Annotated in this window: 23 protein-coding genes and 2 pseudogenes; 19 read left to right on the plus strand and 6 right to left on the minus strand. The window is 34.4% G+C overall.

Annotation, left to right across the window (positions count from 1 at the left end):
- Positions 1-82: 82 nt before the first annotated feature.
- The gene (locus Q5W13_RS01125) at positions 83-1540 is read right to left on the minus strand and encodes an NAD(P)/FAD-dependent oxidoreductase (protein WP_304445076.1); all 1458 of its coding nucleotides are present in this window, start codon (positions 1538-1540) and stop codon (positions 83-85) included.
- Positions 1541-2146: 606 nt separating this feature from the next.
- On the opposite strand from Q5W13_RS01125, the gene Q5W13_RS01130 reads away from it, so the two are divergent.
- From Q5W13_RS01130 to Q5W13_RS01165, 9 genes are all read left to right on the plus strand, one after another.
- Positions 2147-3685, plus strand: coding sequence for a ligand-binding sensor domain-containing protein (locus Q5W13_RS01130; protein WP_304445077.1), 1539 nt, complete (start codon positions 2147-2149; stop codon positions 3683-3685).
- Between the two features lie 16 nt (positions 3686-3701).
- A complete protein-coding gene (locus tag Q5W13_RS01135) occupies positions 3702-3980 on the plus strand; it encodes a two-component regulator propeller domain-containing protein (protein WP_304445078.1) in 279 nt (92 codons plus the stop codon).
- A gap of 278 nt (positions 3981-4258) precedes the next feature.
- A complete protein-coding gene (locus Q5W13_RS01140) occupies positions 4259-5380 on the plus strand; it encodes an ATP-binding protein (protein ID WP_304445079.1) in 1122 nt (373 codons plus the stop codon).
- Between the two features lie 319 nt (positions 5381-5699).
- Positions 5700-6215 carry a hypothetical protein gene (locus Q5W13_RS01145; protein WP_304445080.1) on the plus strand — a complete coding sequence of 172 codons (516 nt, stop codon included), beginning with the start codon at positions 5700-5702 and terminating at the stop codon, positions 6213-6215.
- Positions 6216-7038: 823 nt separating this feature from the next.
- Positions 7039-7203, plus strand: a complete 165-nt coding sequence (locus Q5W13_RS24500) for a hypothetical protein (RefSeq protein ID WP_368662396.1) — start codon at positions 7039-7041, stop codon at positions 7201-7203.
- 317 nt (positions 7204-7520) lie between these two features.
- Complete coding sequence (locus Q5W13_RS01150) at positions 7521-8234, plus strand: ion transporter (protein ID WP_304445081.1); 714 nt, start codon at positions 7521-7523, stop codon at positions 8232-8234.
- 2 nt (positions 8235-8236) lie between these two features.
- Positions 8237-8959: a TM2 domain-containing protein gene (locus Q5W13_RS01155; protein WP_304445082.1), complete on the plus strand. Its 723-nt coding sequence runs from the start codon at positions 8237-8239 to the stop codon at positions 8957-8959.
- 292 nt (positions 8960-9251) lie between these two features.
- Positions 9252-9713, plus strand: a complete 462-nt coding sequence (locus tag Q5W13_RS01160; RefSeq protein WP_155597144.1) for a mobile mystery protein A — start codon at positions 9252-9254, stop codon at positions 9711-9713.
- Positions 9704-10300 carry a mobile mystery protein B gene (locus tag Q5W13_RS01165; RefSeq protein ID WP_304445083.1) on the plus strand — a complete coding sequence of 199 codons (597 nt, stop codon included), beginning with the start codon at positions 9704-9706 and terminating at the stop codon, positions 10298-10300. The genes Q5W13_RS01160 and Q5W13_RS01165 overlap by 10 nt, the downstream gene beginning before the upstream one ends.
- Positions 10301-10334: 34 nt before the next feature.
- On the opposite strand, the pseudogene Q5W13_RS01170 reads toward Q5W13_RS01165, so the two are convergent.
- The 5 genes and pseudogenes from Q5W13_RS01170 to Q5W13_RS01190 all read right to left on the minus strand — a co-directional run bounded on the left by Q5W13_RS01170 (position 10335) and on the right by Q5W13_RS01190 (position 13533).
- Positions 10335-10966, minus strand: a pseudogene (locus tag Q5W13_RS01170) (Crp/Fnr family transcriptional regulator).
- A 13-nt stretch (positions 10967-10979) separates the two neighbouring features.
- Positions 10980-11186 (minus strand): YgaP family membrane protein, encoded by a 207-nt coding sequence (locus Q5W13_RS01175; RefSeq protein WP_304445084.1) that lies wholly within the window; start codon positions 11184-11186, stop codon positions 10980-10982.
- Between the two features lie 104 nt (positions 11187-11290).
- The gene (locus Q5W13_RS01180) at positions 11291-11560 is read right to left on the minus strand and encodes a heavy-metal-associated domain-containing protein (protein WP_194534292.1); all 270 of its coding nucleotides are present in this window, start codon (positions 11558-11560) and stop codon (positions 11291-11293) included.
- A 53-nt stretch (positions 11561-11613) separates the two neighbouring features.
- Complete coding sequence (locus Q5W13_RS01185) at positions 11614-11958, minus strand: rhodanese-like domain-containing protein (RefSeq protein WP_304445085.1); 345 nt, start codon at positions 11956-11958, stop codon at positions 11614-11616.
- Positions 11959-12119: 161 nt separating this feature from the next.
- Positions 12120-13533, minus strand: a pseudogene (locus Q5W13_RS01190) (MBL fold metallo-hydrolase).
- 398 nt (positions 13534-13931) lie between these two features.
- Between Q5W13_RS01190 and Q5W13_RS01195 the strand changes: the two are divergent.
- The 10 genes from Q5W13_RS01195 to Q5W13_RS01240 all read left to right on the plus strand — a co-directional run bounded on the left by Q5W13_RS01195 (position 13932) and on the right by Q5W13_RS01240 (position 20692).
- Positions 13932-14228 carry an EF-hand domain-containing protein gene (locus tag Q5W13_RS01195; protein ID WP_304445086.1) on the plus strand — a complete coding sequence of 99 codons (297 nt, stop codon included), beginning with the start codon at positions 13932-13934 and terminating at the stop codon, positions 14226-14228.
- Between the two features lie 33 nt (positions 14229-14261).
- The gene (locus Q5W13_RS01200) at positions 14262-15263 is read left to right on the plus strand and encodes a YHYH protein (RefSeq protein ID WP_304445087.1); all 1002 of its coding nucleotides are present in this window, start codon (positions 14262-14264) and stop codon (positions 15261-15263) included.
- On the plus strand, positions 15250-15735 hold the full coding sequence (locus Q5W13_RS01205) for a hypothetical protein (RefSeq protein ID WP_304445088.1): 486 nt from the start codon (positions 15250-15252) through the stop codon (positions 15733-15735). The genes Q5W13_RS01200 and Q5W13_RS01205 overlap by 14 nt, the downstream gene beginning before the upstream one ends.
- Before the next feature lie 221 nt (positions 15736-15956).
- Positions 15957-16337, plus strand: coding sequence for an EF-hand domain-containing protein (locus tag Q5W13_RS01210; protein ID WP_304445089.1), 381 nt, complete (start codon positions 15957-15959; stop codon positions 16335-16337).
- A 110-nt stretch (positions 16338-16447) separates the two neighbouring features.
- Positions 16448-17098, plus strand: coding sequence for a hypothetical protein (locus Q5W13_RS01215; protein ID WP_304445090.1), 651 nt, complete (start codon positions 16448-16450; stop codon positions 17096-17098).
- 50 nt (positions 17099-17148) lie between these two features.
- Positions 17149-17439 carry a YHYH protein gene (locus Q5W13_RS01220; protein WP_304445091.1) on the plus strand — a complete coding sequence of 97 codons (291 nt, stop codon included), beginning with the start codon at positions 17149-17151 and terminating at the stop codon, positions 17437-17439.
- Positions 17440-17447: 8 nt separating this feature from the next.
- Positions 17448-18056: a hypothetical protein gene (locus tag Q5W13_RS01225; protein WP_304445092.1), complete on the plus strand. Its 609-nt coding sequence runs from the start codon at positions 17448-17450 to the stop codon at positions 18054-18056.
- Between the two features lie 227 nt (positions 18057-18283).
- Positions 18284-19093: a universal stress protein gene (locus Q5W13_RS01230; protein ID WP_155597155.1), complete on the plus strand. Its 810-nt coding sequence runs from the start codon at positions 18284-18286 to the stop codon at positions 19091-19093.
- A 240-nt stretch (positions 19094-19333) separates the two neighbouring features.
- Entirely contained in the window at positions 19334-19516 is a 183-nt protein-coding gene (locus Q5W13_RS01235) for an arsenate reductase family protein (protein WP_304445093.1), read from the plus strand.
- Between the two features lie 114 nt (positions 19517-19630).
- Positions 19631-20692 carry a hypothetical protein gene (locus tag Q5W13_RS01240; RefSeq protein ID WP_304445094.1) on the plus strand — a complete coding sequence of 354 codons (1062 nt, stop codon included), beginning with the start codon at positions 19631-19633 and terminating at the stop codon, positions 20690-20692.
- The last annotated feature ends 11 nt before the right edge of the window (positions 20693-20703 follow it).

Below are 20703 nucleotides of genomic sequence, written 5' to 3' on the forward strand. Positions count from 1 at the left end.
GTTTTGATTTTGATATTCTTTTCATCTTTTTCTATTTCAAATTAAACCACTTACCAATAATGAATAATCGCTATCTTACTTTTTACTCAGGAATGAGCCACCAAAACGGCTTCATTTTGGCCTTATACATAAAGGCATAATGCAATGCCAGTTTTAACCAGTGGCCAGCTAAACCAATTTCACCAAAGGTCTTGCCCAATTTTCTACCATGAGTTTCTGGATATTTTATAAAATCGGGAACAATAGGGAATGTGGTAATGCTAATTCCACTTCCTTGTGTCATACCATAACCTGCAGAAGCAATACAGGCAGCGCCCATATTACCCATAGATCCTTTGTGCTGTAATTCTTTTTTCCCTTTAATGACATCTATAATATTATCTGCAACCAACTTGGCCGTAATTCCCGATGGCATTCCCGTACGTGGTGGTGCCGGCGAAATAGATGTTCCGTTTTTACTTACCCTTGGTTTAGAAATGGCGTGTGGAGGTGCAAAGGCAATACCTTTAAGCGCGAATATGTTTTTATATGACGGATTCTGATACGTTTCTGGCCAATCTTGCACGCTCCAATTTTCATAGGGTTTTGGTGTGTAATCTGCATCTACCAACATAAAACCTTTAAATAGCTTATCTGTTATCTCTTCATTATTTTTATCGTAAGCCTTGAATCCATGCCCTGAAAAAGCAGGAATGAGCATTGCAAAGTCATAGGTTTCGGATTTTTGCTCGCCCTCCAAATTTTCATAGTGAGCAATACCGTCTTCTATTTTATTTACTCCGGCACCTAGAATCCATTTTATGCCTCGGTCTTCAAAAACCATTTCAACCAATTCACTAGACTTCATAATGTTACTGCCGTAGCTAAGCAGAACGCCATCCATACCAAAATCTCCCAATTGATATTCGTTAGAAATCCAGGTAACTTCAGCCATATCTCGCACGTTATGTCTGTGAAGCTCTTTCTCTACATTTAAAATATACTCAAAAGCAGCCCCTTGGCAGGTTGCCTTGGCATGACCTGTACCTATTAGAATTTTTACTTTTTCACCCTTGTTCATTCTTTCAATGAGGGCATCCAACCCTTGCCATGCATGTTCTGCATGGGTATAAGTACATACAGAATAGGTCTTATTGGTTGCGGGCATAAGCCCTTCCGTTTGGTCAAAAGCCAATTTTGGACCAGTAGCATTAATCAAATAGTCGTAGGTTACTTTTTCCGTTCTGCCTTTTTCTTCCTCAAGAACATACTGCACGTTTACATAAGGTTTTGAGATTTCAGTATCCCCTTCTGGGTGAAAGGTTGTCACCTTGGCCCTTTTAAAGTCAATCCCTTTTTTCTTATATAATGGTGTTAGGGGAAAAAGAATATCTTCCGACTTCATCCTTCCCACACCTACCCATATATTAGAAGGTATCCATTGGTAATTTCCGTTTGGGGAAACAACGACTACTTCATGTTCTTTTGATAATTTTCTCCTTAGGTGAGTGGCGGCCACATGACCTGCAATTCCAGCTCCTAGTATAACTATTTTAGACATTTTGTTTGGATTTTTGGTATGAAGTTCATTCCTGAAAAACAACAACCGACCTGATTATTGTTGACTAAGAACCAACAACTCTAACACTGTAAATTTCAATATTTAACAAAGCGCTCACAGCAACTTTTGTTACAGAAACAACCGGCTCAGAAGAAAAATAATTGTGTTAATGAATATTGACGGTTTTATTTCAAATAGATTATAAATAATACGGTATTCTGTAAGATGCAGGTGACATGATTATTTATATTGCAGTTATAATCTAAACATGGGTAGACTTAACAGAGTTGTTTTTATAGCCTAGTATTGAGAGGTATGTACTAGGGTACATATACAATTGTTACAAAACAATAAAAAAGCACTAAATAAGATAGAAAAGTTCATTAGCTAGATTGTGAAATGTAGACTAACTAACTTAGCTCAAACAGACTATAAATGAGTTCAAATATGAGCATATTGGAAGTGTAGAAAAAACAGATATATTTTATACCGTTTGCATTGAAAAAAGAAGATCAAAATAAAAGATACTATTACTTCTTAAAAAGAGTTTTACTATTAGGACTAGGTACTGTTTTATAATGATTATACAGTAAAAATAATTGATAAATGCAACGCTTCCCTATTAGGGCATTCTTAACTTCAGTATTATATATCCTAATAATACTGGGCCTTAATGCGCAATCTCATAATCAATTTCTGGAAAAAATTGGAATTGAAAATGGACTTTCATCCAATTATCCTACATGCATTATTGAAGACTCCAAAGGATTCATTTGGGCTGGCTCTAATAATGGATTGAACCGATACGATGGGTATCAATCTAAGGTATTTAAGTATGACTCAAACAATAGTAACACCATCTCAGAAAATTGGATTACTGCTCTATTAGAAGATTCTAATGGAAATATATGGATTGGAACAGAAGGTGGTGGACTAAACTTTTATAATACCACTACAGATGTTATAACCAGATTTACCCATAGAAAAAATGATTCAACTTCTATTAGTAGTAACACGGTACATAGAATATACGAGGATAGTAAATTAAGACTTTGGGTAGCTACAAATAGTGGTTTGAATTTACTGGATCGCTCCAAAGGCACCTTTAAACGCTGGATACAACCAAATGAATGCGCAAATTGTGAGTTCTCCGTAAAAGCTATAACTGAAGATCAAAAAGGAAATCTTTGGATTGGAGACGAGTTTCAGGGGCTTTATTACTTTACTCCCTCCAGTGGTAAATTCACCAAACCCCATTTAAACAATACCAATGAAAATGTACTTCCTTCAGAATTTATAAATGATCTATATTTTTCTAAAGGCAATTTATGGGTAGGTACTGACAATGGATTAGCCATATTAAATACACTAACTACTCCATTTAAAAAAGTGGCATTAGATCCCGAACGTAAAAGTGCTCTTAATGGCATGTATATATGGAAAATTTATCATGACAATAATCAGTGCATTTGGCTATGTACAAATGGTAGTGGCTTAATAAATTATAGTAGAAAGACACATAAGATAACTGTTTATAAGGCAGATGGAAACTCCGCTTACAAAATAGGTAGTAATTCCATAGAAGATGTACTTGTTGATAAATCCAGAAACATTTGGATGGCAACCACAGGAAACGGATTGAACAAATTCAATTTAAAAAACCTGAACTTTCATCATTGGGAAAAAGACAACGACAACAGCAATTCGTTGGTTGACAATAGCGTGCGAGCAATGCTGCAAGAAATAGACGGCACAATATGGATGGGAACCAATAATGGACTAAGCAGATTCAATCAAAAATCTAATCTATTTAAAAATTATACAAAAGGTTTTAATTATAGAGCTGATGTCAATACTCCAAAAATCCGTTCAATTCTCCGTTCCAAAAGCAATGACTTATGGATTGGCTCACAAAGTGGTGGACTCTATAAATACGATCCAAAGAAAGATCGGTTCTTCTTAGAGTTAGATTTTGTAAATAATCCCATAGCAACTAAAATAGGACACATTCAAACCTTATATGAAGTAGAAGATGGTGTACTATTAATTGGAACCGTAGGAGCCGGCCTAGTTACCTACAATACTATTACAGGGGAAACCAAGCACATATACTCAAAGGACAACCCCAATAACATGTTTGTTTAGCTTAGATGCAAAATGTATGTTAACAGCTTCTGAATCAGAAATATGGATAGGTACTGACATAGGTTTGCTTTTGCTTAACACCAATACTCTAGAGTTTAAATTATGGGAATATAAAGAAGGTTGTGACAACTGTATTGTTGGAAATAAAATTCGCTCTTTATACCGACATAGCAACAATAAATTATGGATTGGAACCAGAAGTGGCTTAGCCCTATTTGATCCTCAATCCGAAAAATTTGAGCAATACGGAATAGATGATGGTCTACCAAGTGATATCATATTTGGTATTCTCTAAGGCATAGATGGTAATATTTGGCTGACAACTCCCAATGGATTATCAAAAACAAATCCTCTAAATATAGAATTTAAAAATATTACAGTACCCGGAAATAATATTCTAGACATGGGAGCCCATGCACAGGGGTTAGATGGTAATTTACTTATAGGAGGTACATCTGGTTTTACGATTTTTAACCCTAACGACATAAAAAGTAACACGCACATTCTAATGTAGTTTTTACAGATGTTAAGGTTAACAATGAATCCATATCGTTCGATAAGAATATTTCCGAATTGAACTCCATAGAATTATCCTATGACCAAAACAATTTAACCTTTGAATTTTCTGCTTTAGAATTCACTAATTCCCAAATTAATAAGTACAAATACAAATTAGAGGGGTTTAATGATAGTTGGGTTGAATACGGTAGTAAACATGATTTAAATTTTACAAATTTAGACCCAAAAACATACGTATTAAAAATTAAAGGCTCCAATGATGAAGGTGTATGGAACGAACAAGAAACATCATTAACCATTAACATAAAACCACCTTTTTGGAAAACACTGTGGTTTAGAATCCTTAGTATTCTATTAACTATTGGATTACTTTTTTCTTTCTATTATTCACGGATCAATAGATTGAAAAAAACGGAAGCCCTGCTTCAAAAAGAGGTCTCCAAACAAACAAAAGAACTGGTAGGAAACAACAAAAAGCTAGAGGAACTAGACAGAGAAAAGGACGGTATCATTGGGATTATGGCTCATGACCTCAGAGGCCCTCTTAATAATATTCGAGGTCTTAGTCAGCTTTTAGAAAGTAACGAGAACTTAGATGAAGAACAAAAAACATACATTGGGTACATTAATAAATCTGTAAAAAGTGGTAATAGCCTAATTACAGATTTACTCTTTATGAGCAATATTAATCACCCAGAAAAAACAATTGAATTAAAAGACATTGAGCTTTCTGAATTCATAGAAGTATGGGCAAAAAGCTATATAACCAGATTAGATAAAAAAGGTCAAGAACTAAGAACGTTTATTGACAAAAAGCCTCTCATAATTCATACGGACCAAAAATTGGTGACCCGCGTTTTTGACAATTTAATGACCAATGCTATTAAGTTTTCAAACAAAGGAAGTAAAATTGATTTATCCGTAAACTCCAATAACGACTTGGTAGTTATTTCCTTCAAAGATTACGGCCATGGTATGTCTGAAGCTGATAAAAATAAAGCATTTAAAATGTTTCAAAAACTCTCTGCACGACCAACGGACGGGGAAAGCTCTCATGGGTTGGGCTTAGCTATTGTTAAAACACTGGTTGAAAAGCTAGAGGGATCAATTACAATTAAAAGCGAACTGGGGAAAGGCACTGAGTTTATTCTCAGTTTACCCAAAGGGAAAGTGTAATCTAATCTTCTATTGCCAATTACAACTACTGCAATTTTTATAACTCCTAGGCTGTGGCAGCTAATTTAAGAGATTCTCTCTTTAGAATTGATTATTAGTATAAGCGCAATCAAAACACACAGTTTAATTACATAATCTTCCTGTTTAAAGAACAGCCCTTTAATAAATAATATAGTATTCTGTAAGAATCAGACGACATGATTATTTATATTGCAGCTATAATACCAATTTAAACAGGCTAAAAATCCCCGTTCTTTGCTCTCATTTTTAAATAGATGTGTGCTTGTGTACATCAACAAGTACTATTAAACAAAATAAAATGTACAAATTCATAATTTTACTTCTCATTCTATTTGTGCCCTTAAATACTTTTTCACAAGATAAATATTTCAAATTACCACAGGCTAAAACCCAAAAACCCTTCTTAATTTTCAATAAAAACATTATTGGAAATGATTTTTTAATGAATGGTTTTGGAACTTCAGAGAAAGAAGCGAGAGAAAAAATTAAAGAAATGTATGTTTTAAAAGACAAACAAAACAGAGAACTCAGCGACTATTATAACCTCACAGAACACGGACTCGTATTATTCGATTTAAAAGACAGTTTAATAAGTAAAACTCAATCAGAACTGAATAAATTTTTCGGACTGGACAAACAAAACGAAATCTATATTGACGGCTATTTATTAGAAAGTAAAAAATATCGCATCGCATTAATCGGAATTACTGAGATTGAAATTGTGGAGCCTGATGGCGTAAATGGACTTAACAACAGAGTCCTGAATATATGGACTTTAGCCAAAAACGAAAGGTATTTCAAAAACGAAAACTAACCATAAAAGATAATTTGCAACAAAACATAAATATAATACAAACCTTTTGGGCAAAATTACAAGGTCTGCGCGTACTTACTAAGCAGCTAAATTTTATGGATTTAGCTTTAGAATAGAAAAATAAATCAAAATAATCACCCAATTTAAGGCCTAAGTAAAGGTTTTTTAAAAATAAACTGCCAACTATTCTTAACCGATATTATTAGCTTCAATTAAAAGAGAGAACCAACCTATATGAACCGAAAATCAATACGAAGAGACATTCTCACTTTTTTGAAAAATCCAACTTTTGAAGAATCATTTGACTCGGAGACACATACAAAAATCGTTGTTTTATTTAAAGTACTTATTCTATCCTACATAGGAGTAATTATCTCCAGAATTCCAATAGCAATCCTTCAATTGTCTAAATTTATTGAACCTATTGAAATGAAATCATTCCAAGGTTTTAGATACTATTAATGAAAATCAGCATGATTATAAGCCCTATTTTTTATTATTAGTAATTGTCATTCTTCCAATAATTGAGGAGATTTCATTTAGACTTGCTTTGACTAAATCTAACAATAACTTTCTTCAGATATCTATTTCAACTTTATTTGGCTATACAGCTACTTCTTTACTATATAATTTTTTATGGTGGCCAACGACGAGTTTGTCTTTTTTCCTAATAACCGTTTTTTACATTTTAGCAATAAGTTCATTTTTTTATATATTATTAAATCTTAACCAAAAGTGGTTGAAAAGTTTGAAAATATATTGGGAAAGAAAGCCAAATATTATATTCTACGCAAGTGCTACTCTATTTGCGATACTGCATATTATGAATCTGGACTTAAAAACAAGTGACCTAATTTACTTACCTCTTATTTTACTACCATTCTTGGTTTTGGGAATCAGTTTTGGGTATCTAAGAATTAGATTAGGATTTATATATTCAATAGCATTGCACGTAATAATAAACGGAATTGCAATTATGATTACTTAATATATCAAGCATTAAACAAAACTTCCTAAAAAAAGCATCCCTCCTATTTTCTAAACCAAATTCCTGTTTTCTTCTACTTTCAGCCCACTCGGCTTACTTTTTATAAATCCCTAGGCTTCCCTATTTTTCAAGCATAAACAAAATTCCTTCTATAAATATTACGCCTTTCTGTAAGAATAAAATGACTCGAATATTTAAATTGCAGTTACAATCTAAATATGGGTAGCCTTAACTAAGTTGTGTTATATTCAAGTATTAGTAGACATCCGTGCTGTTGTACATATTCTATTGTTGTGCTTAATTTACAGAATTGATAAATGAAAAATAAAATTCGAAAAATAGTTGAGGATAATACATCAAGAAAAGGGAAACTTTTTGACTTCTTTATTCAGGCATTGATTCTTTCTTCACTTGTCGCTTTCGCAATCGAAACGTTACCAAATAATTCAAATCAAACAATTGAACTACTTAATATATTTGAAATAATCTGTGTAGTAATTTTTACAATTGAATACTCATTAAGAATTTATGTTGCCAAAAAACCATTTAAATATATTTTTAGCTTTTACGGTATAATTGACTTCTTGGCAATTTTTCCTTTTTACTTAACAAGAGCATACGACTTAAGAGCTTTAAGAGCTTTTAGGGTTTTTAGAATATTCAGGACCTTAAAATTGGTAAGGTATAATAAGGCATTAAACAGGTTCCATATTGCTGCTAACATTGTTAAAGAAGAAATTATTCTCTTTCTAATAATTACTTCAATATTCATTTTTTTAGCCTCTACAGGTATATATTACTTTGAAAATGAAGCCCAACCTGAAATATTCACTTCTGTCATTCATAGTGGTTGGTGGGCTGTGGTTACATTGACTACAGTTGGTTATGGAGATGTTTATCCAATCACAGTAGGAGGAAAAATTTTTACTTTTTTCATCTTATTAATTGGAGTTGGAATTGTGACTATTCCTGCAGGATTAGTCGCAAGTGCATTATCCAAAGCCAGAGAAATAGAAAACCAAAGCAACTAAAAATGGACATATTAAATGACGTTATAAACGGTGCTGCGCAACAATTTGGAAGAGAGTTTGGAAGAGCGAGTGCAAACTCGATACTAAAAGGTGCAAACTCATATACAACAAAAGGAATAACTGATTACTCAGGTAGGATTAAGCCCTCAGATAATGATTTTGTAAAATGCATAAAGGAAATCAACAAAGTAAAATTTGTGTCAAATAATAAAGCAAATGTTTCACGATTGATAGACTTAACAGACTTGGTGATTTCTAACATAAATTTTAAGGGTAATTCTACTTTGAATGAAATGAATGACATTACGGAGCTAATCAATCAATATAATGACAAATTTAATCATGGCAGTTCTTTAGTTGCCGATGATTTTAAAGAAAAGAGCATTAACTACCTTGAAGAAAGAAGAAAACATCTCGTGGATTTAATGAACAATTTAAGTAATGACATAAAAAATCATGTATCTAAAAATTTAGAATTAGCACAATCACAGAAGAAATCAAAAAAAACAGCAGTACTACTAGCAATTCCACTGTTGGGTTTACAATGGGCTTATTTGAAATCATCAGGATACACTTTTTTATCAATACTATTATGTTGGACAATTATAGTTCCTTTTATCAATTTGATCTCTTTATTAAAACTTCTGTTTATGAATGAAGGCAAATTTGATACAAAATTTAATCCTGAGTATATCTATTATAGTCAGTTTAAAATAAAAAACTAAGGACAACACCATATCCAATTTATTGCTAGTTCTAGCCTACTTACGAAAATCCTCGCGGATTTTCTATTCGGTTTTAATTTGCTAAACAAGATGTTAAGACCACGCAACAAACCGTATACAAACACCATGGCGGTAATTTAAAACCGTAGTTTCACTCAACTTAATCATACATATTTGTATAATTTTTAACATAAAAGAATACATATAAATATTCTTTTATTTTTGTTTTATTATACGTATTTGTATACTTTTGGTATTATTTACATACATATATGTATAAAAATAGTATCGAATGAGAAATAAGAAAAAACTTCTTATAGAACAACTGGATAAAAAATTAATACATTTTAAAGATGCAGCAACGGTTCTGGTTCCACAAAAAGGATGGGTTAATACCATAAGAACCAGCCTTAATATGACGAGGGAACAATTAGGAATCAAACTTGATTTAACTAAAGGGGCTATCCAAAAAATTGAAGAACGTGAAGCTACAGGTCAGATAACAATCAATAAACTAAAGGATGTTGGCAATGCTTTAGAAATGAAATTTGTCTATGGTTTTATTCCAAAAGATGGAACTGTAGAAAACCTAGTCAGCTTAAAAGCCGAAAAACTAGCCCGAAAAATAGTTTTAAGGACCAACCAAAATATGAAATTAGAGAATCAAGGAATTGGAGATGAAAAGATAACTGAAACCATAAAGGAACTTGCTGATGAAATTAAGCGAGAGATGAGAAAGTCATTATGGGATTAGAATTCAACTATAAAGATGGCCAAACACCATTAGATGAAGAAGAAAAAGAAGGTCTTAAAATAAAGTTAATTACTACTCAAGGAGAACTTGATGAGTTTGAGCAATTAAACATTGAGAAAGCTGTAGAATGGACTATTCATTCAAAATTAAAGCCTGAAAACATTTTAACCGAAAAGTTCATTAAAAACTTACATAAAAGAATGTATAGTGATGTTTGGAAATGGGCAGGACAATTTAGAAAGACTGAAAAGAACATTGGTATTCCGTGGACGCAAATTGGAATTGAATTAAAAAATTTACTTGACGACACTAAATATTGGATAGAAAACAAAACTTTTTCGCCTGAAGAAATAGCTATAAGATTTAAACATAGAATAGTATCTATTCATTGTTTTCCAAATGGAAATGGAAGACACTCTAGAATGATGGCTGACATTATTATGGAATCAATATTTGGAAATGAAATATTTTCTTGGCATCAATCAAATATGGTTAAAGCTAATGAAACAAGAAATCAATATATAAAAGCCTTAAGAGATGCCGATAATGGTGATTTCAAACAGTTAATTGAATTTGCAAAAAATTAATGCCAACATCATTACACACATTCACCCCCCCACTCTACAAATCAACCAATTTAATATGGTATCGGTTTAGTTTAACCTTGCCCATATTTTCCAGTTTTTTAAGTAACCTAGATATTACTACGCGAGAAGTATGTAGCTCGTAAGCTATTTCTTGGTGGGTACTATTTATAGTGGTGCTGCCTGTAACCCGAGATTTGTTTTTCAGGTATTTTAATAGGCGTTCATCCATTTTTAAAAATGCGATGCTATCTAAAGTTTCCAGCAATTCATTCAGCCTATTATGGTAACTTTCTAGAATAAAATTACGCCAGCTTGGGTACTTGGCCATCCATTCTTCCATTTTACTTATGGGCACCATAATTAGTTTTGCTTCGGTTTCGCCACCGCGCGTATTTCACTCTTTCTATGACCTACACAACAGTTTAGTGTCATGGCACAAGTATCGCCATGCTCAAGGAAATAAAGCAATAGCTCATCGCCTTTGGCATCTTCCCTCAACACCTTTATTACTCCTGAGACCAGCAACGGCATAGTTTTAATGAACTCTCCTATTTCTATAAGTTTAAATCCTTCAGGAATTTCTTTATACGTAGCTACGTTATCAATTTCTTGAAGAAGTTCTTCCTCAAAAATATGCCCGTAATTCTCTTGTAATGGCTGGTTCATCTTAAAAATTTAATCACTCTTTAATTTTACAAGTTTTAAACCCAAAAATCGTGTATAACGGACAGAAACTTATAAAACTTGTTATAATAAAAATTGCAGCTACGGCTAACAGTACGTAAGCTAAAATGCCCCCAATACTACCTTGCCAATATAAGAATCCTACAATAGCAGCAAATATAAATCTGATAATGCGGTCTGTACTACCCATATTTTTTTTCATAATATTCAGAATTTAGTTGATGATGGTTTTGTCTTAAAATACACTTAGGCTAACCTACTTTTTCATACCTTTTAATTTGTATCAACAGCCATTGCCTGTCTATACTATTTAGACATTTTTCCGCTTACACAGCTAGCAAAAGAAATTGCTTTTGAAACCATAGAATTTTCGCTATCGATAGACGGGTAACCCAATACTTTTAGTTTCTCCTTAACCATAAGTGCATCGTTCAAATCTTCGTGCATAAAAGATACCATAGAGGTTTCTACATCTACCGAAAGGTTGGATATATTCTCTATTTCCGATACTCTAGAGGTAATAGTTTTGGCACAACCGCCACATTTTAAATTTTGTACTATAATACTTGTTTTCATATCACTGGTTTAGTTGGTTATACAAACGTTTAACCCATTTCTTATTTAGTAACTTATGACCATCTTGAATAGCCGCCTTTCAAATCAAAGATTTGCGTAAAGCCCATAGCTAAAAGCTTTCTTGCTGCTTTCTGACTTCTTGCTCCTGAACGACAATACACGTAAACCGGTTTTGTCTTATCTAGGGTTCCAAAGGATTTTTCAAAATTAGCCTGATTAAAAAAATCGATATTCTTGGCGTCTTCAATATGACCTCCGCTAAATTCATTAGCCGTACGAACATCTACCAATTGTACTTTGCTACCTGAAATAGCTGTTGCATACTCTTTTTTATCCAAGACTACTATTTTATCTGAGGCCTCACTTTTACTACCAAATATTGAACTTAAGAATGACATAGTTTTTGTGTATTAAAGGAAGGATTAAAAAAAGGAAACGGTCTAATTAGCCCTGACCGTTTCCCCATAAATAACCAACCAAATTTTAGTTATATTTTTGTTTTATCGCCAGAAATCCCATCTATTATCTCAATAGAACTACTGATGTTTTAGCTTTTATTTTAGAGCAGTGTGGTAGGACAAACATATTCCGATACCCTCATTCCGGTATTTTTAATTTCTGCAAAACCACCTTCAACATCCACAAAATTATCCCAACCTCTTTGTTTTAAAATAGACGATGCGATCATACTACGATACCCGCCTGCACAGTGAATCACAAAAGGTTTTTCTTTAGGAAATTGTGCCAAATGCTGGTTGATTTCATTAAGCGGCACGTTAATAGCGCCTATTACATGTTCAGAGTCAAATTCGCTTTTCTTACGCACATCAATAACCAATGGTCTTTCTGATGCATAGGCTATTTCCAAATCTTTAGGTGAAATACGATTAACGGTCTCTACCTCTTTCTTAGCTTCTTTCCATGTCTTGAAGCCCTCTTTTAAATATCCAATGGTATTGTCGTAGCCCACACGAGATAATCTGGTCATGGCTTCTTCCTGTTTACCGGGATAGGTAATTAAAAGGATTTCTTGTTTAACATCTGGAATCATCTCGCCTACCCATTGGGCAAAGCTTCCGTCAAGACCTATATTAACGCTATTTGGAACAAACCCTTTTCAAAATCTTTAGCATCTCTAGTATCCAATAGCAGTGCTCCCGTTTCATTTGCAACCACTTCAAAAGCTTCTGCAGATAAAGGTTTTTTTGCACGGTCCATAACCGTATCCAAGCTATCGTATCCTTTAATGTTCATCATAACATTCTGTGGAAAATAACTGGGAGGTGTGGTCAAGCCCGTCAATAGCTCTTTAATGAACTCTTCTTTGGTCATATCTGCTCGCAACGCATAGTTGGTAGCTTTTTGGTGTCCCAAAGTATCCGTAGTTTGCTTACTCATCTTTTTCCCACAGGCAGAACCTGCACCGTGGTTAGGAAATACAATTAAATCATCGCTAAGAGGCATAATTTTGTTTCGCAAGGAATCATATAGATAACCTGCCAACTTCTCTTCCGTTAAATCTGCAACAACATGTTGTGCTAAATCCGGTCTACCTACATCGCCAATAAACAAAGTATCTCCGGTAATAAGGCCATACTCTTTTCCTTCTTCATTTATTAAAGATAGGTTGTACTCTCCATTGTATGACCAGGAGTGTGAATGACCTTTATTTTATAATCACCAACATTAAAAATTTGACCATCTTCTGCAATCAACGCATCATAGCCAGGTTTTGCCGTTGGGCCAAAAACAATCTCTGCTCCTGTTTTCTTTTTTAGGTCTATATGACCACTCACAAAATCTGCATGAAAATGAGTTTCAAATACATATTTAATTTTAGCATGGTCATTCATTGCCCTATCTATATAAGGTTGTACCTCACGTAGTGGGTCAAAAATAGCTGCTTCTCCATTACTTTCTACGTAATAGGCCGCATGTGCCAAACATCCTGTATAAATCTGTTCTATCTTCATTATGCTTTGCTTTTTTAATTAGGGTAAAGTTACAACGTACTGAAAACCTGCGAAGTAACATTAGTTACAAAGCTCATGAATTATAAAATCAAAAAAAATGATATCCGTCAGGTTAAAAAAATAAATAACACCCTTTTTAAATCAAGAAAAGAGCACCTGTTTTACCGTTATTCGTTCTTTAAAAAATAAGTTTATCCTATACTCCACAACCTTTTTCTACACTACCATAATACCCTAATAACCAACAAATAGCACCAATTAAGAACATTGAGAAAATCCTTTACGGTTTTATTAAGTTCATTCACTGATAACTTCCCATGATTCACTTAATGAAGCTATTTCATATGAAACCATTGCCAATATTTGTAGCTGTAAACACAAATCTTAAAACTAAAAATATGAGTGCAAAAGCAATGTTAATAGGTGTAACAACCATCGCAATAATGGCAGTTTCATGCAAAAGCCAACAAGCTAGCAGTGAACCCGCAAAACAAGGTCCACCTTCTGTTGATGCAATTTTTACTAAAATGGATTCTAATAAAGACGGTCTTCTTTCTAAAACTGAAGTGAACGGTCCTTTAAAAGAAAAGTTTACAGAGATTGATACCAACAAAGATGGTTTCTTATCAAAAGAAGAAGTAAAAAAAGGCTCCAAAACCATCAGGAAAGAGACCTCAAAGACAATAAGCGTTTAAACAATCTTACTTATAATTTAAAATCTCCTTATCATGAAAAATACGTTTTACCTTACTTTAGGCTGCTTTGCTTTTTTATTCTCTTTAAATAGCTGTAGCAACGATTCTGATGATACATCTGTAGACGATAGTGTTGATGAAGAAGTATCAACAGAGCTTGTAATGAATGTAGACCCCGAATATTTTACAACAGATAATTTAACGATAACAACCGTACCCTGTACCTTATCTGACGGTACAGAAACAGATTGTTATAAAATAGTAACGGGCAGCACTCCTTCTGATCACGAAATGGGTCCTTGGTGTCCTGATAATATTACGGACAATGCAGAGGCTGGAGGTATATGGTTAGAAAGCGGAGAAGTTTATGATGTAGATGGTGCTTTTATTCAAAACATGGCCAATTTTTATAATGATGAAAAATGGCAAATGTATGATGAGAATGGTGATGTTTTTATTACCGCAACAGAGGATGATTGTATTAATGCCGCCAACCCAGATGTTGGGGCCGAATATGAAAATTTTTGTGTAGAATGTATTCCTTCTTACATCACTGATCTTTCGCAAACTTGGTTAATTCCTGTTACACCAGTTCTACAATCCGAAAATGCCTATTTCTCCACAGGTGGTGGCGGTCCAATGACGGCAAGTACAATCCCTTCTACACGTGGCGTTGCTCTTAACGGAATAGAATATTCTGCTCCAGCTCCAACAAATAGTATTTTAAGTGCCTATACCCTTGCTCCTTTTGATGATGCAGGTGGGCATATTAACGTACACCAAGGCTACCATTATCATGCTGCTACAGGTTATAGCACTACTATAGATCAAGATGATGATCATGCGCCACTAATAGGGTACGCAATGGATGGTAATGGAATTTATGAAATGTTAGATGATAGTGGCAATGAATCTACAGATTTAGATGATTGTAGAGGTCACTCAGATGATACTAGAGGTTACCATTATCATATTGATGCTGCAGGAAACAACAACTTTATTAACTGTTTAAAAGGTGCTTATGTCATTGAATAAATCCAGCAAAAGAAATGGGTTGCTTGTAGCCTTCTTATGGCTACTGCTCCCCATGGTGGCCTTTGCCCACTCCCCTTCTCAATCCAGTACCATTTTAGTGGAAGGTAAAGATGGCGTTTGGACGCTTCAAATAAGGGCTTCCCTAACTGCTTTTGAGCAAGTAGTTCATGCCGAATATACAGCTGAAGGTTATAAAACACCAGAAGAATTTCAAGATTTAATGGGTACGCTTTTATCAAGAAACTTACATCTAAATATTGATGCTAAAGAGATAAACCTTGTTAAGCCCATTATTAAATTAGGTCACGAAACTATTGTGGTCTACAAGTTTGTTCCCCCGGCAAACTTTGAAACTGTGAAGCTGCAGAATACCTTGTTTAAAGATATAAACAGAAGTGCCAGTAGTTTTATGGTATTGAAAAATGGTTCCAAAAGAAACTTGTTTTCGTTGGATAAAAAAACCAATACGTAGCTCAGGTACATCTTGAAAACAATGAATTTGTACTTCAGGAAAAATCCATTGGTTTAGCAGGCATCTCTATTAATTGGTACGTGCTTGGATTGGTATTGATACTCGGAGCTTTTGGTATGGCAAAGAAATTTAAATCGAAGAAAAAATACCCTTTCGCCAAAAGTTAGATTGACCAACTCATGTTGGTTTAAATCAATTTAAGTTGCTATAAAATACGTTTTATGAAATATAGAAGTATCCTAAAAATAGGGGTGGTAACCATAGGGTTGGCACTATGTACCGCTTGTGGTGAGAAACATAAGAAAGATCAAGTTGATCAAAACAAGATGGATCAACGGCACGATGATAAAAGGCCATGCAAAGATGGTGAAGAACCTCCGCAAAGACCATCTGCAAAAGAAATGTTGGCAGAGATGGATAGTGATAAGGATGGAAGATTGTCTGAAAGCGAAGTAAAAGGTCCTTTACAACATGATTTTTCAAAAATAGACACCAACAACGATGGTTACATTGAAGAAGAAGAATTAACTAACGCACCTAAACCTAAAGGTCATCCACCACATGGAAAACCGCCCAGAGGTGATAATAAAACTGGGAAATAGTACTTGCTTTAGCAAGGCAATTTAACCCTGCGCTAATTAACGTAAGTACCTGACTTTCAAATGCCTTTACGGTGCTTATCCGTAATAATTAATCAATTAAAAAAATGATCATGTTCAAATTCAATTACATCTTTGGATTCTTGACAATTATTTCACTCAATTTTGGGTCTTGCAGTTCCGATGAGAGTACAGATGGTAGTACAGACGCTGAAACTGAAACAGCTACGGATAGTGGCGATTATTTAATTACAGAAGCGGCTTTCAACGGTACTTCATTAGTCTCTTTTGAAACCGTTACCGCTACTTTAGAAGATGGTTCTAGTGCAGAATGTTTTCAATTAACTTTCTCAAGTAACCCAGTAGAAAGTGGCCCGTTTTGCCCTGAAACCATTAATGATATTGGTGGTTTAGGGGTTTATGATGGAAATACAAATCCCGGTTTTCAAGTAATGAAAGCAGAATTGTTCAATGCTATGGAAGCAGATGGTTACGATATTGTAGATGACGAAGGCAACATTAACACAGATGATTTTGCTTCAGGACCTGTAGATGGAGATTTAGCTTATTGTTTACAAGCTGCTCCTGATAATAATTTACAATTGACATTTCTGATTCCTACAACACCAAAATTGGCATCTTCAAATAATGATATAGATACAATTGAATTGGTTGGCGTTTCAATAGATGGTGCTCCCATTAACGGCGCTCCTCCTTCTGTTGCTAACTTAAGAGAGAAAAAGCAGGTAATATTCCTTCTTTAGACCCTTGCGGTGGTCATCATGATCCAGCTGGCTACTACCACTGGCATTTTGTGGCCGAATCCATGAACCAGGTCTTGGAGGCCAATAATATAACGGACGTTTCCTGTACATTGGTGGAACAAGTTGTTGACACCAAATTAATAGGTTTTGCTAAAGATGGTTTTCCAATATATGCCTATGAGGTTGAACCGGACGATTTAGATGATTGCGGCGGAAGAACTGCAGCTACAACAGAATACCCAGATGGCACATATCATTATGTTGCCAGTAATACAGATGCTCCAAACGTTCCAAAATGTCTTAAAGGAGTAGCGGCAAGCAACAACTTTAGTTACCAATAAGAAGCGTTATGAAAAAGACTTTTATTTTTTGCTTACTTACTATACTGACCATAAAAATGGCGTATGCCCACAATCCATTGTCGGCTACCTACTATTTAGAGGTCAATCAAGAATTGGGAATATTGAATGTTAGTGTAAGTCAGGCTGGTTTTCAAGAGGCGCTGAACAAACACTATCCAGAAATTAATTTCGATAAATTGTCTGATGTTGAGTATAAGAAATTGGCGGTAGGTTATATAAAAGATAATTTCAATTTAATGGTAAACGGTAATCAGGTCCAGCTTTTAAACGGCGGCCTGAAACTGGGAAGCCACCAAACGGATTTAAAATTTATAACCTCAGATTTACCTCATAAGTTCAACAACCTAGCTATTAAAATTGATGCATTCAAAGAGAACGACCACCATCAAACGATTTTTACATTCTCTTTGCATGGCGTATCTAATAAGGTTATTCTAACCGAAAAAAATGACTATGCTGCTTCTGTTGAGTTTAAAAACAATAAAATGATAGCCAAGACAGAAGGCTTCGACACAAAATATTTATGGTTTTTTACAGCGATTCCAATTCTTATAGTGGGTAAAAAGTTATTCTCATCTCAGAAGGATAGCGCATAGACAGCTATCCATTTCATTTTTAGTTATTTATCAAAAACAGCTATGTAATCTAAGATTGCATAGCTGTTTTTTTTATATGACCTATGTCATAGTCAGTATTATCTTACTATAATACCTTTAGTATCTAGTAAACAATCTAGTACCGTTTGCAAAAGAGGTCGTTAAAGCCTTGGATCTACTAATTAATAGTGGCCATAAGATATTTTAGAACTGAATAATTCTATAAAATGAAAAAAATTATAATTCCTACCGATTTTTCAAAAAATGCACAAAGGGCTATTGATTATGCACTTCTTCTTTTCAAAAATGAGACTTGCACATTTTATATCATACACGCATATCATGATGCACCTTCTGCCCCGGGGTCTAAAATGACCTTTCAAGAAGACCTGAATAAACTTGTGAAAGAATTACAAGCTCAAAACACGACTTATAATCATCGTTTTGAGGGAATCTTAGAAACCGATTCAGTTTTTAGCTTAACAAAGCGCACTGTAATTAGCGAAAAAGCAGATTATATATTTGTTGGAACAAAAGGATTGTCTGCCCTCCGTGAAGCTTTTGTGGGAACCAATACGCTACAACTCATTAGAGATATTAATAATTGCCCAATAATTTCTGTACCCTCTGTCTATACCGTTAATAGTCTAAAGGAAATTGTTTTTGCAACCGATTTCAAACATACCTTCAAAACTGAAGAGCTCACCCCTATTGTTCAACTAGCTTTAATCTGTAATGCCGATTTGAACATAGCTCACATTAAAACCGAAGAAACTTTGAGCGATGAACAAAAAATAAACAAAGAAATATTGAGAAGCGGACTCAAAGGAGTAAAAGGTCATTTTTTTGAAATAGATCTACAAGATACCGTAGCTAATACTCTGGTTCAAATAAAAAAAACAAACCAAAATATAGGTATGCTAGCCATTTTAAAGACGAAACATGGCTTTTTTGAAAGCTTAACACGTGAGAACATCGTAAAAAGTATCGCTTTTAAAACGGAAATACCCTTTATGGTACTACCACAAACTGAATAAAAATAAATTATTTGGAGGAGAACAAAACACAAAATAAATAGGTCTTGAAATTTAGATTATGGGGGATATAGCTACATCAAGCAAACAGATTACGTTTTACTATAGCTCAAAATCATTACGGGCAAAACAAGCCTGGCCTATGCCAAAGCAGAAGGATTACCTGTAGAAGAAATTGATCTCCTCAAAAATAAACTCACTGGAACACAAATCTTAGAACTAGCGGAACGACTACAATTAGAAGTGGCGGACTTAGTTAACAAGGAGATTCCAGCCTATAAAAAACACTTTAAACAGTATAGTTTATCTACAGATGATTGGATAAAAATGATACGGTACAATCCTGAAATCATAAAACAACCCATTGCCCTACGTGGCAACAAGACCATCTTGGTCAAAAACCCTATAGATATAACTAAACTATAATTCCTACTGCATATAACATGTACAAGTAAATAGAACGGTATTCGCATATGATGAAATGGAAAATGTACAAATGAAGCAGGAAAAACTGAATATCAATTTATTACAACTTAAAATATGTCTCAGCAATCAGAGGCGCCCGGCGCACCAGGAATGGAGGCTAGATGGACTTCTAGTACAAAAACAGGAATAGGCAAAGCCTTAAATTCTGCATCAGATGTTACTTTTACCCTTAGTCACGGTATTCTTAACGAAGCTTATTACCCACGAGAAGATATTGCTTGCATACGTGATATGGGCTTTGTTGTTACTGATGGCCATGAGTTTTTTTCAGAAGAAAAAAGAGATACGGAACACTTTATAGAAACACTTAAAGATGGTATTCCTGCGTATCGTATGGTAAATACGGACAAGTTCAAAAAATTTCAGATTACCAAAGAAGTCATCGTTGACCCATTTAGAAATACTATTCTACAACATATAATTTTTGACCAAAAAGACCCTAAAATTCCTTTACGACTATTTGCTTTACTCGCCCCGCATCTAAACAATGAGGGCGGCCACAACAAAGGGTGGGTTGGCGACTATAAAGGTGTTGAAATGTTATTTGCCAAGAACGGAGATATTGCATTGGCTATGGCCTGTTCTTCAAAATGGCTGAAACGTTCTGTAGGATACGTAGGCACATCTGACGGTTGGAGAGATATTCGCCAACACGGAAAATTAGAATGGGCATATGATATTGCCTCAAACGGCAATGTTGCACTTACCGGAGAAATAGACCTGACCGAAAAAGATTTTGTTTTGGCTATAAGCTTTGGAAGAACCTATTTAGAAGCTGCTAATCATGCAAGGGCAAGTATTTTAAACGGTTTTGAAACCGCAAAAAGAAAATATATGCAAGAGTGGCAAACTTGGCAAGATACCTTACCAAATATACCTGCCTCGAATTTTAAAATGAGTGCTGCCATGTTACGTATGCACGAAGCCAAAAATTTTTATGGAGGTATTATTGCCAGTCTTTCGATTCTGGGGAGGTACAAAAGGAGACTCGGACAAAAGCGGATACCATGTAGTTTGGCCCAGAGATTTGGTAGAAACAGCAGGCGGATTCAATGCGCTAGAAACAAAAGCAGATGTATCCCGTATTGTAAACTATTTGATGTCTACCCAAAATGAAGACGGCAGTT

Source organism: Zobellia laminariae, assembly GCF_030553095.1.
Lineage (GTDB): Bacteria > Bacteroidota > Bacteroidia > Flavobacteriales > Flavobacteriaceae > Zobellia > Zobellia laminariae.